This is a genomic window from Micromonospora sp. WMMA1949 (assembly GCF_027460145.1).
Taxonomy (GTDB): Bacteria; Actinomycetota; Actinomycetes; order Mycobacteriales; family Micromonosporaceae; genus Micromonospora.
Genome location: NZ_JAPZBG010000001.1, coordinates 5,798,823 through 5,814,052, shown reverse-complemented (window position 1 = coordinate 5,814,052; position 15,230 = coordinate 5,798,823). Strand labels below are relative to the sequence as shown.

The 15,230-nt window shown below is 73.6% G+C and carries 14 protein-coding genes and 1 pseudogene; 10 read left to right on the top strand and 5 right to left on the bottom strand.

The window, feature by feature from the left end; all coding sequences use genetic code 11:
• Positions 1-167: 167 nt before the first annotated feature.
• The 3 genes and pseudogenes from O7607_RS27195 to O7607_RS27185 all read right to left on the bottom strand — a co-directional run.
• Positions 168-1,316: pseudogene (locus O7607_RS27195) on the bottom strand (SAV_2336 N-terminal domain-related protein); the annotation flags it as partial.
• On the bottom strand, positions 1,241-2,251 hold the full coding sequence (locus O7607_RS27190; protein ID WP_269706245.1) for a MoxR family ATPase: 1,011 nt from the start codon (positions 2,249-2,251) through the stop codon (positions 1,241-1,243). The gene O7607_RS27190 and the pseudogene O7607_RS27195, both read right to left, overlap by 76 nt.
• Positions 2,248-3,732 carry a VMAP-C domain-containing protein gene (locus O7607_RS27185; RefSeq protein ID WP_269706244.1) on the bottom strand — a complete coding sequence of 495 codons (1,485 nt, stop codon included), beginning with the start codon at positions 3,730-3,732 and terminating at the stop codon, positions 2,248-2,250. Before O7607_RS27185 ends, O7607_RS27190 begins: the two co-directional genes overlap by 4 nt.
• Before the next feature lie 333 nt (positions 3,733-4,065).
• On the opposite strand from O7607_RS27185, the gene O7607_RS27180 reads away from it, so the two are divergent.
• Genes O7607_RS27180 through O7607_RS27170 form a run of 3 tightly spaced genes read left to right on the top strand, consistent with a single transcriptional unit; the run spans position 4,066 to position 5,996 of the window.
• Complete coding sequence (locus O7607_RS27180; protein ID WP_269706242.1) at positions 4,066-5,208, top strand: acyl-CoA dehydrogenase family protein; 1,143 nt, start codon at positions 4,066-4,068, stop codon at positions 5,206-5,208.
• 9 nt (positions 5,209-5,217) lie between these two features.
• Complete coding sequence (locus O7607_RS27175) at positions 5,218-5,433, top strand: DUF433 domain-containing protein (RefSeq protein ID WP_030502405.1); 216 nt, start codon at positions 5,218-5,220, stop codon at positions 5,431-5,433.
• 59 nt (positions 5,434-5,492) lie between these two features.
• The gene (locus O7607_RS27170; RefSeq protein WP_043330145.1) at positions 5,493-5,996 is read left to right on the top strand and encodes an Lrp/AsnC family transcriptional regulator; all 504 of its coding nucleotides are present in this window, start codon (positions 5,493-5,495) and stop codon (positions 5,994-5,996) included.
• Here the strand turns inward: O7607_RS27170 and O7607_RS27165 are convergent.
• Entirely contained in the window at positions 5,929-6,540 is a 612-nt protein-coding gene (locus O7607_RS27165) for a histidine phosphatase family protein (protein WP_269706238.1), read from the bottom strand. The two genes, O7607_RS27170 and O7607_RS27165, sit on opposite strands and share 68 nt — an antisense overlap.
• 155 nt (positions 6,541-6,695) lie before the next feature.
• Here O7607_RS27165 and O7607_RS27160 point away from each other — a divergent pair, with 155 nt between their 5' ends.
• On the top strand, positions 6,696-6,890 hold the full coding sequence (locus tag O7607_RS27160; RefSeq protein ID WP_073829538.1) for a CsbD family protein: 195 nt from the start codon (positions 6,696-6,698) through the stop codon (positions 6,888-6,890).
• Positions 6,891-6,947: 57 nt separating this feature from the next.
• Here O7607_RS27160 and O7607_RS27155 read toward each other — a convergent pair whose 3' ends face one another.
• Positions 6,948-8,354: a KamA family radical SAM protein gene (locus O7607_RS27155; protein WP_269706236.1), complete on the bottom strand. Its 1,407-nt coding sequence runs from the start codon at positions 8,352-8,354 to the stop codon at positions 6,948-6,950.
• Between the two features lie 143 nt (positions 8,355-8,497).
• Between O7607_RS27155 and O7607_RS27150 the strand changes: the two genes are divergently transcribed.
• From O7607_RS27150 to O7607_RS27125, 6 genes are read left to right on the top strand one after another with little or no spacing between them, the layout of a single operon-like run.
• Positions 8,498-9,559, top strand: a complete 1,062-nt coding sequence (locus tag O7607_RS27150) for a zinc-binding alcohol dehydrogenase (protein WP_269706234.1) — start codon at positions 8,498-8,500, stop codon at positions 9,557-9,559.
• Positions 9,560-9,563: 4 nt separating this feature from the next.
• Positions 9,564-11,135 (top strand): amidohydrolase, encoded by a 1,572-nt coding sequence (locus O7607_RS27145; RefSeq protein WP_269706232.1) that lies wholly within the window; start codon positions 9,564-9,566, stop codon positions 11,133-11,135.
• The gene (locus tag O7607_RS27140; RefSeq protein WP_269706230.1) at positions 11,132-12,691 is read left to right on the top strand and encodes a lysine 5,6-aminomutase subunit alpha; all 1,560 of its coding nucleotides are present in this window, start codon (positions 11,132-11,134) and stop codon (positions 12,689-12,691) included. Before O7607_RS27145 ends, O7607_RS27140 begins: the two co-directional genes overlap by 4 nt.
• Positions 12,688-13,440, top strand: a complete 753-nt coding sequence (locus O7607_RS27135) for an OAM dimerization domain-containing protein (RefSeq protein WP_269706228.1) — start codon at positions 12,688-12,690, stop codon at positions 13,438-13,440. Before O7607_RS27140 ends, O7607_RS27135 begins: the two co-directional genes overlap by 4 nt.
• On the top strand, positions 13,440-13,832 hold the full coding sequence (locus O7607_RS27130) for a hotdog domain-containing protein (RefSeq protein WP_269706227.1): 393 nt from the start codon (positions 13,440-13,442) through the stop codon (positions 13,830-13,832). The genes O7607_RS27135 and O7607_RS27130 overlap by 1 nt, the downstream gene beginning before the upstream one ends.
• Positions 13,829-15,178, top strand: coding sequence for a glutamate mutase L (locus O7607_RS27125; RefSeq protein ID WP_269706225.1), 1,350 nt, complete (start codon positions 13,829-13,831; stop codon positions 15,176-15,178). The genes O7607_RS27130 and O7607_RS27125 overlap by 4 nt, the downstream gene beginning before the upstream one ends.
• Positions 15,179-15,230: the final 52 nt, after the last annotated feature.

Genomic DNA, 15,230 nt, shown 5'->3' with positions numbered 1-15,230 from the left:
GCGGTCTCGATCCGGGCGTCGGCGACGGACCCGGCGGAATCCAGCGGGACACCGTCCGGGTCGGACAGCACCCTGCCCCACGCCGCCAGCTCCGGCCGGTCCGGGCCGAGCCGCGCCGCGAGCGCCCGCCACACCCGTACCGTCTCGGCCCGCCGGCCGATCGCCAGCAGTTCCTCCCGGACCCCGGGCCGGAAGTCGACGCCGGGGCGGCCCGGTCGTGGCTCGACCAGCGGGCCGGTGAACACCTCGGCGAGGTGCACGTCGCCCGCCTCCGGCACCACCTCGCCGCGGACCGCCGCAATCGACGCCGGGTCCAGCGGCGCCGCCGCCAGCCCGGTGGCAAGCCGCAGCGCCGGTGGTGACGCCCAGGAGACGAACTCGCGTACCGCCGCGGCCGGATCCCACCGCTGCGGCGGGCGCCAGTCGGGCGGCTGCGGCGGCCTGGCGTATGCCAGCACGGCGGGCAGATCGACCCAGCGCGGATGGCGTCCCGCGACCAGGTCCACCCAGGCGGCCAGCCAGCGGGTCCGCAGCTCCACCACTGGTACCGGGATCGCGTCGGGGTCCGCCGGCCGGCCGAGGTCGGCCAGCGCCCGCAGCGGGTCCGGCTGCCGCCACCACAGGCGGGCGTTGGGCACCCCGGCCCGGGGCGCCCGCAGGCCCAGACGCTGCGCGGCGAGGCCGCCCCGGTGCCACATCTGCTGTGGCAGCAGGTGCACGACGGCAACCGGGTGGCGCTGCGCCCACGCGTGCACGTGCGGCAGCGCCGCGCCGGTCCGCCACGCCGGGGCCGCCCCGTCGGAGAGCACCAGGACGATCCGGTGCCGCCGCACCACCGGAAGGCCCGCCGACGCGGGTACGGGCGGACCGGCGCGGCCCCGGCGCAGCAGGACCTCCTCGGGGCGGGTTCCGCCGGTGGCGAGGCGGCACACGCGTACGTCGTGGAAGGCGACGTGCCGGCGCAGCAACGCGGCGAAGGTCCGCACCCGGGCCGACCAGACCGTCATCGACGGGTGCTCGTCCACCACGAGCACCACGTCCCAGCGAGCCCGGGCGGCGCGTCGCAGCACGGGCCGGACCAGTCCCGCCTCGGCCTGCGCGGCGGTGGCCTCCTCGTCGTACACGATCAGTTCCCGCGACGAGACCAGCCGCCGGAAGGGACGCAGCACCTCGGCGAGCGTGTCCTCGCCGGGGGCCGTGCCGGTACCGGCCGGGCCGACGGAGAGCCGGGCCGGCAGGGTCATTCCGGGTCCGCCGTCGGCCCGCCGCGCCACAGCACCTCGGCGAGCCGGTCCCAGTCGGCCTCGCCGCCGTCGATCGAGGCGAGCTGCACCGCGTCGAGCAGTTGGTCCAGGGTGGGCGCCTCCGGATCGCGTTGCCGGTCGAGGAACGCCCGCACCAGCCCGGCGGCGGCCGGAGGCCGCTCGGCGAAGTGGGCGTCCACGATGCCCAGCAGGGTCGCCTCGTCCGGGTCGGCCAGCCGCAGCCGCAGGCAGTGGCGCAGGAACGCGGGCGGGAACGCCCGGTCCTCGGTGCAGGTCATCACCACCAGCGGGAACTCGTGGCACCGCACCCGGCCGCCGCGCACTGTGGCGCGGCCGCCCGGGTCGGCCGTGTGCACCGTCACCTCGGGGCTGCGCGGCGCCGCCCGGACCAGCTCGGGAATGGCGAAGCCGCCGTCGTCGAACACGGTACGCAGCTGCTGGGGGAGGTCGATGTCGCTCTGGTCCAGCTCGTCGATGAGCAGTACCCGGGGCGTGCGGTAGGGCAGCAGAGCGGTGCCCAGCGGCCCGAGGCTGAGGTGCTCGCCGAGTTCCTCCCCGACGGACCGGCCGGGGCTCTGCCCGGCCCGGACCCGCCCCAGCGGGTCGTGCTGCCAGAGACCGGCGCGGACCGTGTCGTGCGTGCTGACCGGCCAGTGCAGCACCCGGCCCAGGCCCAGCTCCCGGGCGACCCGGTAGGCCAGGCTGGACCGGCCGGACCCGGCGCGGCCGGTGACCAGCAGGGGACGGCGCAGCAGCAGCGCCGCGTTCACCACGTCCACCTCGCGTGGGTCCGGCCGCCGGGTCCGGACCGGTCCGAGCCGACGCTCGAGGTCCGGGTCCTCGGCGGGCGCCGGCGGCTCGTCCGGCCCGCCGTCGAAGGTGCGCCAGCGCGGCGGGGCGGGCCAGCGCCGGTCCCGCTCGGCCGGGTCGAGCGGCTCGCCGGTGCCCCGGTAGATCCGCCAGTCGGTGGTACCCGGCGCGCTCATGCCGGCCGTCCCAGCCGGTCGCCGGGCGGGTGCAGCTCGGGGGTGCGGTCCGGGTCGTCCCAGAGCACCACCAGGTGGCGGCCGCTGTGCCGGTCGGCGTGCGGCTCCAGGGCGAGCGCGTCCAGTCGCGCCTGCCGGGCGTGCACCGGGAGGCGCGCGATGCGTCCGTCGGCGGTCATGTCCCGGATCTCCTCCCAGAACTCGGTGTCGGACGGGCGGGTGCGATGCCAGACGATCACCGGCAGGCCCGCCCGCAGGGCGGTCATCACTTCCTTGAAGCCGAGCGGGTTCCCCGGCGTCGGCGCGGCGCTGAGCAGCAGCGTCGACCAGCGCGGGTCGGCGGTCAGCTCGGCCTCCAGGCGGGTGAGGTACGCCGCGCCGTCGGGGCGGCTGCGAAAGAGGCGGCTGTGTGCCGGCTCGGCCTGGAGGTGTTCCCAGCGGCGGCGCCAGGCCCGGTGCCACTCGGGCTGACGCAGCCGGTTGAGGCTGCGGACGACCACCGGGTAGTCCATCGCCAGCACCTTCTGCTCCAGGTGGGCGCTGGCCGGCTCCTTGCGCCACCACGCGACGTCCTCGTTGAGCAGTTCCACCGGCAGGACCAGCTCGACGGCGACGTCGGCCCGCCGGTCCGACCACTCGATCTCCATCTGGTGGACGATCCGCTCCACCGTCGACTCCAGGTCGGCGTGGGCGACGTCGGTGAGCTGGCCGTGGCGGCGGGAGTGCCAGCCCTGCGCACCCTGCCACTGCCGGTAGTGGGAGACGGTGTAGACGGTGCTGCCGGGGGCGAGGTCCGGCTCGACCTGGATCACCAGGTAGACGTACGGCTCGGGGGTCCGGTCACCGGCGTTGACCCGGGCCCGCCGCAGGTCCAGGTCCTCGGTCAGATCCAGCAGGCTGGCCTGACGCCGGTTGCGCTCGCGGATCACCCGGGCCGTGGCCCGGTCCACCTCGTACTCGAGCAGCACCAGGAACAGCATGTTCGGGGGCAGCCCGTGCGCCGGCGCGTTCTGCCCGGTCAGGTAGACGAAGACGTCCCAGGCGCTGACGCACCACGACGGGGGCGTGGCCGTCTTGTGGTCGGTGGCCCGCTGGTAGAGCCAGCCGAGCGAGTCCGGGCGGTGGGCGGACAGCGCCGGTCGCAGTTCGGTCCAGTCCTCGGCGGTCAGCAGCTCGACCGCGTCGATCTCGTGGCGCAGCCGGTGCAGCGGGCCGAGGTGGGCGGCGGCCGGCTCGAAGAACGCGAGCACCTCGATCAGCGTGGCCAGGTCGAGCAGGCAGACGCGGACGATCTCGATGCTCTGCATGCGGGGGTTGTCGTAGTCGTTGACGCCGTGGTCGGACAGCCGCTCGCGGAGCTTGCCGACGAGAAGCCGGCGGCTGTCGGGCTGGTGGAGCAGGTGCATCCCGGACAGCAGGTCGACCAGTTCCCCCTCGATGTGACGCCGGGGGTCGGCGCCTGGGGACGGATGCTGCGTCATGTGCCATCCGGTTCGTCACGCGGCGGGTGAACAGTGCCGGCCGGTGGGGCCGCGACGGCACGGCGACGGGCGGCGGCGATGGACGTCCATGATCGCAGCAGGGGAGACCGTTTCACGTCGACTGTCCGGTCCCCGACACCGGCGGCGTATGCCATCGGTACCCTCCGATCGATGCGGCCGAGCACGCACCATTCTGACGGTGCGGTCAAGGGGTGACCACAGGGCGTGTGCGGAGGTGTTCCCGCACGTGCCCAAACGACCGTTAAGCTGAGAGGGTCCGTACCCCGGACGCCCGCAACGGCTCACCACCACCCCCACGGAGCTCACCGCGCTATGAACGTCGACCGGATCCTCCCCACCGACGAGGCCCACGACCTGCTGGACCTCGCCACCGAACTCGCCGACCGGGAGCTGGCCCCGGCCGCCGCCGGGTTCGAGGCCCGCGCCGAGTTCCCCCGGGAGGTGCTGCGCACCCTGGGCCGCGCCGGGCTGCTCGGCCTGCCGTACGCCGAGGAACACGGCGGCGCCGCCCAGCCGTACGAGGTGTACCTGCAGGTGCTGGAGATCCTCGCCAGCCGGTGGCTCGCCGTGGCCGAGGCGGTCAGCGTGCACACGCTGTCCTGCTACCCGGTGGCCCAGTTCGGCACCGACGAGCAGCGCAAGCTTCTGCCCGACATGATCGGCGGGGAACTGCTCGGGGCGTACTGCCTCTCCGAGCCGCAGGGTGGTTCGGACGCGGCGGCCCTGACCACACGGGCGGTGCGCGACGGCGACGCGTACGTGGTCACCGGCACCAAGGCGTGGATCACGCACGCCCGGGTCGCCGACTTCTACAACATCTTCTGCCGCACCGGCGGCCCCGGCCCGAAGGGCATCTCCTGCCTGCTCGCCGACCGGGCCACGCCGGGCATCAACCCGCAGGCCGCCGAGCGCACCATGGGCCTGCACGCCTCGCCGATCGCGCAGATCGCCTTCGACGACGCCCGGGTGCCGGCGGAGCGGCTGATCGGCGGCGAGGGCGCCGGGTTCACCATCGCCATGTCCGCGCTCGACTCGGGCCGGCTGGGCATCGCCGCCTGCGCGGTGGGCCTGGCCCAGGGCGCGCTCGACTACGCCGTCGGCTACGCCCGGGAGCGCCGCCAGTTCGGCCGCGCGATCATCGACTTCCAGGGGCTCGGGTTCAACCTCGCCGACGCCGCCACCCAGATCTCCGCCGCCCGGGCGCTCACCCTCGCGGCCGCGCGGCTGCGCGACGCCGGGCGCCCGTACTCGATCGAGGCGGCGAAGGCGAAGCTGTTCGCCACGGACATGGCGATGCGGGTGACCACCGACGCGGTGCAGGTGCTCGGCGGCGCCGGGTACGTCGCCGACCACCCGGTCGAGCGGTACATGCGCGAGGCCAAGGTGCTGCAGATCGTGGAGGGCACCAACCAGATCCAGCGGCTGGTCATCTCGCGCGCGCTGGCCAAGGGCTAGCCTGTCGCGGTGACCTTCCCCCGGATCACCGCCGACCCCGACGTCATGGGGGGTGCGCCCTGCGTCCGGCAGTCGCGCATCCCCGTGGCCACCCTGCTGGCCATGATGGCCGAGGGCATGTCCGTCACCGACATCCTCACCGACCTGCCGTTCCTGGACGAGGAGGACATGGCGGAGGTGCTGAACTACGCCGCGGACGCGGTGCGCGACCGGACGGCGCGCTGAGCGTCACCCCGGCGGGCCGGGTGCGGCGTGGGAGCGCTTTTCCGGCTAGGGTGCAGCGCGTGGAGGAGATCGACCGTGCCATCGTCGCCGCGCTGACCGGGGACGGTCGGCTGTCGTACACGGACCTGGCCGAGCGGGTGGGCCTGTCGGTGTCGGCCGTGCACCAGCGGGTCCGCCGGCTGGAGCAGCGCGGGGTGATCAAGGGGTACGCCGCGCGGGTGTCGTTCGAGGCGCTGGACCTGCCGCTGACCGCGTTCGTGGCGATCCGGCCGTTCGACCCGTCGCAGCCGGACGACGCGCCGGAACGGCTGGCGCACCTGCCCGAGATCGACTCGTGCTACTCGGTGGCGGGGGAGGACTTCTACCTCCTGCTGGTGCGGGTGGCCGGTCCGGCCGACCTGGAACGGGTGCTGCAGGAGATCCGCACCTCCGCGAACGTCACCACGCGCACCACCGTGGTGCTGTCCACGCCGTACGAGAACCGGCCGCCGAAGATCAGTGGCGAGCTGACCGGCCGGGGTCGTCCCCGCCCGTCGGCGGAGCCGGCAGGTTCCACCGCCTGATCACCCGCCGGCCGTGCTCGTGACCGAGGACGCTGAGCGTGGCGGTGTCCAGCCGCAGCAGCCCGCCGGCCGAGGGCGGCAACCCGATCCAGCGTGCCCCGAGCACCCGCAGGCTGTGCCCGTGCCCGACGAGCGCGACGTCGCCGTCGTCCAGCAGCGGCGCGACCCGCTCCAGGACGCCGTCCAGGCGGGCGCCCACCTGTTCCGGTGACTCACCGCCGGGGCCGCCGTCGGCCCAGATCGACCAGCCGGGCCGCTCGGTCTGGATGTCGGCGCTGGTGCGTCCCTCGTACTCGCCGTAGTGCCATTCGGCCAGGTCGGGCTCGATCGCGTCGACGGTGAGCCCGGCCAGGGCGGCGGTGCGGGTGGCGCGCTGCCGGGGGCTGGACAGCACGCGGGCGAAGCGCCGGCCGGTGAGCAGTGGGGCCAGCGCGCGGGCCTGCCGCTCGCCGTCGGGGGTCAGGTCCAGATCGGTGTACGAGGTGTGCCGGTGCGCGGCGCTCCAGCTGGTCTCGCCGTGCCGGATCAGCAGGATCTCGTTCACCGGCCCAGTCAACCACGGCGGCGTCGGCCGGGCGTCACGCCTTCAACCTATTGTCCTAGGACGCCTTACGCGATGTGCGCCGGTCAACAGCGTTTGACCCGACAGTCACCGGGGACCCGACAAGGGCAAGGCGTAGCCGGACGAGGGAGGGCGACATGAGCTTCACCGACAAGGCGAAGAACAAGGCCCAGGAGATGAGCGGCATGGCCAAGGAGCGGATCGGCGACGTGACCGACAACGAGCGGTTGCGGGCCGAGGGCGCCTCCGAGCAGAGCACGGCGCGCGCCCGGCAGGCCGGGGAGCACGCCAAGCAGGCGGGCCGCGACGTCAAGGACGCCTTCAACAAGTGAGTACGCGAACGGCGGGCCACCTCATCGCAGAGGTGGCCCGCCGTCGGGTGTCCGGGGTCAGTCGTCGCGGTGCGCGAGCCACCAGGCCTGGCCGGCCTCGGGCAGCGTGTCGATCGGGTCGTAGTAGGCGTAGCGCTTGTTCAGCGCCTCCAGGTCGGCCGACTCGATCGAGGTGCGGTAGTTCTTCGTCCAGTACGAGATGCCGCGCTCACGGTCGTAGTCGGTGAGCATGTGCACCCAGCGCTTGCCCACGAACGGCACGTCGCAGACGATCCGCGGGGTGGCGTAGCCGGGCAGGTAGCCCATGATGTCGTGCTGGAGCTGCTGGGCGTGCCAGACCGGGACGCGCCAGTGCTCGGCGTTGGGGATCATGTCGCACATGTAGAAGTAGTACGGCAGGATGCCCGCCTCGCCCTGCAGCGCGAAGCAGAGGTCCAGCAGGTCGGCGCTGGTGGCGTTGACGCCGCGCATGAGCACGCCCTGGTTGCGGACGTCGCGGACGCCGACGTCGAGCGCGGTCTGTGCGGCCTTGGCGACCAGCGGGGTCAGCGACTGGGCGTGGTTGACGTGGGTGTGGATGGCCAGGTTGACGCCGCGGCGGGCGGCGGTGCGGGCGACGCGTTCGAGGCCCTCGACCACGTCGGGCTGGAGCCAGTGCTGGGGCAGGCCCATGAGCGCCTTGGTGGCGAGCCGGATGTCGCGGATCGTCTCGATCTCCAGCAGGCGCATCAGGTACGACTCGAGGTTGCGCCACGGCACGTTGGCGACGTCGCCGCCGGAGACGACCACGTCACGTACGCCCGGGTGTGCCTTGAGGTAGGTGATGTGGGCGTCGTAGCGGTCGACCGGCTTGAGGGTGAGCTTGAGCTTGTCGACGGCGGGGGTGGAGTTGCCGACGAGGTCCATGCGGGTGCAGTGGCCGCAGTACTGCGGGCAGGTGGAGAGCAGCTCGGCGAGGACCTTGGTGGGGTAGCGGTGGGTGAGACCCTCGGCGACCCACATGTCGTGCTCGTGCAGGCTGTCGCGGCTGGCGTACGGGTGTGACGGCCAGTCGGTGCGCCGGTCGGAGGCGACCGGGATCATGTAGCGGCGGATCGGGTCGGCGAGCAGCGCCTCGGTGCTCATCGGCTGATGCGGCACCATCGTGTTGAGCATCTGCGGCGGCACCAGCATGGACATGGTGGCCAGGGCCTTCTGGTCGGCCTCCAAGTCGGCGTAGAAGGTCTCGTCGACGGTGTCGCCGAGGACGGTGCGCAGCTGCTTGATGTTCTTGACGCAGTTGACCCGTTGCCACTGGGCGCTCTCCCACTGGTCGCGGGTGACGTGGCGCCAGCCGGGGAAGCGGGTCCAGTCGGGTTCGACGAGGGGTGCCCGGCGGTATTCGTAGGGCTGTCCGGCGGCCGGGACGGCGGCCGGCGCGTGGCGGGGCGTCGGGATGGTCTCCACCGGTTGGGTCTGGGTCACGGCCCCTCCTCGTCTGCGTGCGGGTTGATCAACGGATGCGTAGGCTACTGGAAAATCTGCGGTGAAGAAATTAGTCTGCCGGAAGTTTTCCCGCGACGCGAGCCCTGACCGGGGGTTCGGGCGGCTGGACATAGGGGGTCGGCGTGACGTCACCGGTGGGTCTGCACCGAGTCGTGGAACCGGTGGGAGTGCTCCCGCAGGCGGCCTGGCGGCTGGACCCCGATCCGCGGATCGCGGCGAACGAGGTGCGGATCCGGGTCGAGCGGCTGAACCTGGACGCGGCGAGTTTCCGGCAGCTGGCGGAGAAGCACGGCGGCGACGGCGAGAAGGTCCGCGCCGAGGTGCTGGAGATCGTGTCGGCCCGGGGGAAGATGCAGAACCCGGTGACCGGTTCCGGCGGGATGCTGATCGGCACGGTCGAGGAGGCGGGCCGCCGCTCGCCGCTGGGGCTGAAGCCCGGTGACCGGGTGGCGACGCTCGTGTCGCTGACGCTGACGCCGCTGACGATCACCGACGGGCTGGCCCGCTGGGACGGGCGCAGCGAGCAGGTGCCGTGCGACGGGTACGCGATCCTGTTCGCCCGGTCGATCGCGGCGGTGCTGCCGCCGGACCTGCACCCCGAGCTGTCCCTCGCGGTGCTGGACGTGTGCGGGGCGCCGGCGTTGACGGCGCGGGTGGTGGCCGAGCAGGTGGCGCGGCGCTCGCGGGAGGGTGACCCGCGTCCGGTGTCGGTGGCGGTGATCGGCGGGGCCGGCAAGAGCGGGTCGTTGTCGCTGGCGGCGGCACGGCGGGCGGGCGCCGCCCGTACCGTCGGGGTGGTTCCGGTGGACGCGGAGCGGGATGCGCTGACGGCGGCCGGGCTGGCCGACGTGGTGGCGCTGGCCGACGCGCGGGATCCGGTGGGGCTGTCGACGGCGGTGACGACGGCGCTGGGTGTGCCGGCGGACGTGACTGTGGTGTGCGTGGACGTGCCGGGGTGTGAGCACGGCGCGGTGCTGGCCACGGCGGACGGCGGTACGGTGATCTTCTTCTCGATGGCGACGAGCTTCGCGGCGGCGGCGCTGGGCGCGGAGGGCCTGGCGGCGGACGTGACGATGCTGGTGGGCAACGGGTACGTGCCGGGACACGCGGCGCTGGCGCTGGATCTGTTGCGGGCCGAGCCGGGGGTGCGCGGCCTGTTCGAGGCGCGTCTGACGGCAGACTGAGACCATGACGAACCCCTCGACGCTGTATCGCGGCGGAGTGCTGCACTGCCCGGCCGACCCGAGCGCGACGGCGCTGCTGGTGCGGGACGGGCGGATCGCCTGGTTGGGCACGGACGCGGAGGCGCCGCGGGCGGACCGGGTGGTGGAGCTGGGCGGTGCGCTGGTGACGCCGGCGTTCGTGGACGCGCACGTGCACGCGACCGACACCGGGTTGGCGTTGTCGGGGCTGGATCTGTCGGCGGTGCGGTCGGCGGGTGGGCTGCTGGAGGCGGTGTCGGCGTTCGCGGCGGGCCTGCCGGGTGACGCGGTGGTGCTGGGGCACGGCTGGGACGAGTCGGGCTGGGCGGACGCGACGTTGCCGGACGCCGCGGCGCTGGACCGGGCGGCCGGTGGGCGGCGGGTGTATCTGTCGCAGGCGTCGATCCATTCGGCGCTGGTGTCGGCAGCGTTGCTGGCGGCGTGCCCTGAGGTGGCGTCGGCGGCCGGGTACGAGGCGTCGGGGTGGCTGCGGCGCGACGCGCATCATGTGGTGCGGGCGGCGGCGTTCGCCTCGGTGACGCGGGCGCAGCGGGTGGCGGCGCAGCGGCGGGCCCTGGAGCACGCGGCGTCGCTGGGTATCGCGGCGGTGCACGAGTGCGGTGGTCCGGACATCTCCGACGAGGAGGACTTCACCGGGCTGCTGGCGATCTCGGGGGCCGGGGTGCCGGAGGTGTACGGGTACTGGGGTGAGCTGCTGGGTGCGGCGAAGGCCCGGGAGCTGGGCGCGGTGGGCGCGGGTGGTGACCTGTTCGCCGACGGGGCGCTGGGGTCGCGGACGGCGCACGTGTCGGCGGCGTACCTGGACGGTGAGGCGGGGGCGTGCGGGCACGGCTACGTGTCGGCGGAGCAGGTCCGTGATCATCTGCTGGACTGTGCGGCGCACGGGTTGCAGGGCGGGTTCCACGCGATCGGGGACGCGGCGATCGGGACGGTGCTCGCGGGGTTCGCGCTGGCGGCCCGGTCGGTGGGCGTGGACCGGTTGCGGGCGGCCCGGCACCGGGTGGAGCACGCGGAGATCATGAGCAAGGCGCTGATTGCCGGGTTCGTGGAGTACGGGATCGTGGCGTCGATGCAGCCGGCGTTCGACAGGTTGTGGGGCGGCGCGGGCCGGATGTACGAGTCGCGGCTGGGGTTGGCGCGGTCGCTGGAGTCGAATCCGATGGGTGCGATGCACGGGGTCGGTGTGGCGTTGGCGTTCGGGTCGGATTCGCCGGTGACGCCGCTGGATCCGTGGGGGTCGGTGCGGGCGGCGGCGGCGCATCACAACCCGGCGCAGCGGATGAGTGTGCGGGCGGCGTTCGCGGCGCACACGCGCGGCGGGTGGCGGGCGGTGCACCTGGACAACGAGGGTGTGCTGGCGTTGGGGGCGCCGGCGACGTTCGCGGTGTGGGACACCCCGGCGGGCGTGGAGCGGGGGCTGCCGGTGGTGCTGGCCGAGGATCCGGAGTTGCGGGGCGCGGACGATCCGACGCCGCTGCCGGTGTGCCGGGCCACTGTGTTGCGCGGTGACGTGATCTATCAGGAAGGGTCTTCGTGACAGGGAAGCTTGGGCTGGATCCGGCGCTGGTGGCGCGGGCGCGGGAGTTGGCGCGCCGGGCCGGGCAGCCGGTGGTGGATCTGGCGCGCAGCCACACCACGGTGTCGGTGGAGCGGGCGGTGCTGCGGCTGGCCGGGGTGACCGGCGCGGACCCGGACGGGATCCCGTGGGTGAACCGCCTCGTGGACGCGGTGGTCGCGGACGTGGGGCTGGGGCACGGGGTGGCGGCGCCGGTGTTCGACGCGCTGACGCGCGAGGGCATCACGGATGTGACGTTGCTGGCGCAGAAGGCGGCGGCCGGGTCGGTGCGGTTCGCGCAGCCGTCGGGGAAGGCGGCGACGGCGGCGCGGCGGGCGTCGCGCAAGGCGGTCGCGGCGGGGATCCGCAGCATCGATCGGCGGCGCGCGGAGCGGGACCGCCTGGTGAAGCGGTTCGGGGATCCGGCGCGGCGGCCGTGGATCTACCTGATCGTGGCGACGGGTGACATCTACGAGGACATTCCGCAGGCGCAGGCGGCGGCGCGGGCCGGCGCGGACGTGATCGCGGTGATCCGGTCGACGGGGCAGTCGCTGCTGGACTACGTGCCGGAGGGGGCGACCCGGGAGGGGTTCGCCGGGACGTACGCGACGCAGGAGAACTTCCGGCTGATGCGGGCGGCGCTGGACGAGACGTCGCGGGAGCTGGGCCGGTACGTGCGGTTGACGAACTACGCGTCGGGTCTGTGCATGCCGGAGATGGCGACGCTGGCGGGGCTGGAGCGTCTGGACATGATGCTCAACGACTCGATGTACGGGATTCTGTTCCGCGACATCAACCCGATCCGCACGTTCGTGGACCAGCGGTTCTCGCGGCAGGTGCACGCGCGGGCGGGAATCATCATCAACACCGGTGAGGACAACTACCTGACCACCGCTGACGCGGTGGACGAGGCGCACACGGTGACGGTGTCGCAGTTGCTGAACGAGTTCTTCGCGCACGAGGCGGGGTTGGCGGACTGGCAGCTGGGGCTGGGGCACGCGTTCGAGATCAACCCGGATGTGCCGGAGTCGTTCCGGTTGGAGCTGGCGCACGCGCTGCTGGCGCGGGAGTTGTTCCCTGATGCGCCGTTGAAGTGGATGCCGCCGACGAAGCACATGACCGGGGACGTGTTCCGGGGCAACCTGCTGGACGGGTTCTTCAACCTGGTGGGCACGATGACCGGGCAGGGGATTCTGCTGGTGGGGATGATGACCGAGGCGGTGGTGACGCCGTGGTTGTCGGACCGGGACATCGCCCTGCAGAACGTGCGGTACGTGCTGGGCGCGGCGGGCGGCCTGCACGAGGACTTCGTGCCGGCGCCGGGCGGGTTCATCCAGGCGCGGGCGCACCGGGTGCTCGGTGAGGCGGTGGACCTGCTGGAGCGTATCGGGGACCAGTCGTTGCTGACGGCGATCGCCGAGGGCACGTTCGGGATCATGAAGCGGCCGGCGGACCGCGGGAAGGGCCTGTCCGGGGTGGCGCGGCACGAGGCGGACTACTACAACCCGGCCACGGAGATCCTGGAGCAGACCCCGTGAGCGAGAAGACGATTGTGCGGCCGTACGGGGACACCACCGGTGACGGCATGGTGCAGGTGTCGTTCACGTTGCCGGTGCCGCACGACAAGCGCGCCGAGGGCGCGGCGGTGCAGCTGGCAAACAAGATGGGCATGGACCCGGCGATGCTGGTGCACGCCAAACCGATCGGTGACGGGTTCACGTTCTTCGTGGTGTACGGGCGGGTGAACCACCTGGTGGACCTGGCGAAGGTGCAGGTGGTGGAGCGTGACTATCCGCTGCTGTCGGCCAAGGAGGTCAACGCGGTGGTGAAGCGGCAGTTGCGTCGCAAGCTGTCGGTGGTGGGCGCCTGCATCGGCACCGACGCGCACACCGTCGGCATCGACGCGATCCTCAACGTCAAGGGCATCGCCGGCGAGAAGGGCCTGGAGTACTACCGGGAGCTGAAGGTCACGAACCTGGGTGCGCAGGTGAGCGTGCCGGAGCTGGTCGAGGCGGCCCGGCGGGAGCGCGCCGACGCGGTGCTGGTGTCGCAGGTCGTGACGCAGCGCGACGCGCACCTGCACAACACGCGGGAGATGTCGGCGGCGTTCCGGGAGGCGATGCCGGCCGGGCGCCGGCCGCTGCTGATCGTCGGCGGGCCGCGGTTCGACGAGACGATGACCGGCGAGCTGGGCGTGGATCGGATCTTCGGCCGTGGCACCACCCCGGGTGAGGTCGCCAGTTACCTCGTCCACGCTTTGATCACCTCCAGGAAGGCGAACACCTGATGAGCGATCCGCGTGTCGGTCTGACCGTCACCCACCGCCGGTACGTGCCGTACTCCCACGCCCACTACGCGGGCAACCTGGTCGACGGGGCGTACGCGCTGGGGTTGTTCGGTGACGTGGCGACCGAGGTGTGCATCCGCACCGACGGCGACGAGGGGTTGTTCGCCTCGTACTCCGACGTGCAGTTCCGGGCGCCGATGAAGGCCGGTGACGTGCTGGAGGTGACGGCGACGGTGACCCGGGTGGGCACCCGCAGCCGCACCGTCGACTTCGCCGCGACGGTGGTGTGCCGGGGCCGCCCGGACAAGGGCGAGTCGGCCGCCGAGGTGCTCGACGAGCCGATCGTGGCGGTCACCGCGACCGGCACGGTGGTCGTCCCAGCGTCGGCGTGAGCGCGCCGGTGTCGCGCGTCGTCGTCTGCGCGGACGTCGGGTCGACGTACACCAAGGCCGCGGTGGTGGACCTCCACGGCGGCCGGCTGGTCGCGGCGGCGTCGGCGCCCACCACCGTGGGCACGGATGTGCTGCACGGCCTGGACGCCGCGGTCGGCGCGGCCACCGCGTCGGCCGGGGTCGCTGAGGTGCCCTGGTACGTGTGTTCGTCGGCCGGGGGTGGGCTGCGCCTCGCGGTGGTGGGTTACGAGCCGCTCGTGACCGCTCAGGCGGGCCGGCGGGTCGGTCTGTCGGCGGGCGCGAACGTGGTGCACGTGGCCGCCGGGCGGCTCGCCGGGGCGGACGTGGCGGCGTTGCGGGCGGCCCGCCCGGACGTGGTGCTGCTCGTGGGTGGCACCGACGGCGGCGACTTCGAGACGGTGACGCACAACGCGACGCGGCTGGCGAAGGCCCGGTTCCGGGTGCCGGTGGTCCTGGCCGGCAACGCCGACGTGCGTGACGAGCTGCACGCGCTGCTGGCTGGCGCAGGGGTGCCGGTGACGGTGGCGGGCAACGTGCTGCCGCGTATCGGGGTGCTGGAGCCGGCGTCGGCGCGGGCGGCGATCCGGGAGGTGTTCCTGCGGCACGTCATCGGCGGTAAGAAGCTGTCCCGGGGTACCCGGTTCGCGCGGCTGGTCCGCGCGGCCACCCCGGACGCGGTGCTCACCGGCGTGGAGGTCCTCGCCGGCACGCTCGGCGGTGACCTGGCAGTGGTGGACGTCGGTGGGGCCACCACCGACGTGTACTCGGTGCTCACGCCGGACGAGCGGGACAGCGGCCCCAGTCAGGAGGTCGCGGGGACGCTGTGGCGGGCCCGCACCGTCGAGGGCGACCTGGGCATGCGGTGGAGCGCGCCCGGTGTGGTGCGCGCCGCGGTGGAGGAGCGGCTGCTCGACCCGGCCGGGGAGGCGCAGCTGGCGGCCGCGGCGGCGGTCCGGGCCGCCGACCCGGGCTTCCTGCCCGCCGGTGACGGCGAGCGGGCCGTGGACCGGCGCATCGCGGCGCTGGCCGCGACGGTGGCGTTGCGGCGGCACGCGCGTGGGGCGGCGACGGGGGAGCGGGCCGGGCGGGACCTGCGGGAGGTGAAGCTGCTCGTCGGTTCCGGTGGGGTGCTGCGGCACGCCGACCCGGGCGACGCGGCGGCGGTGCTCGACGCGGTGCTCACCGACCACGCCGGCGGGTGGGCGTTGCCGCGGGCGGCCCGGCCGGTCGTCGACGTGGACTACGTGCTGGCCGCCGCGGGGCTGCTCGCCGCCGACCATCCGGGTGCGGCGGCGGCGATGCTGCGGCACCACCTCGGTGCCTGACGCACGCCGCGAACAGGGCGCGGAAATCGAGACGCGCCGACGCGACACGCCG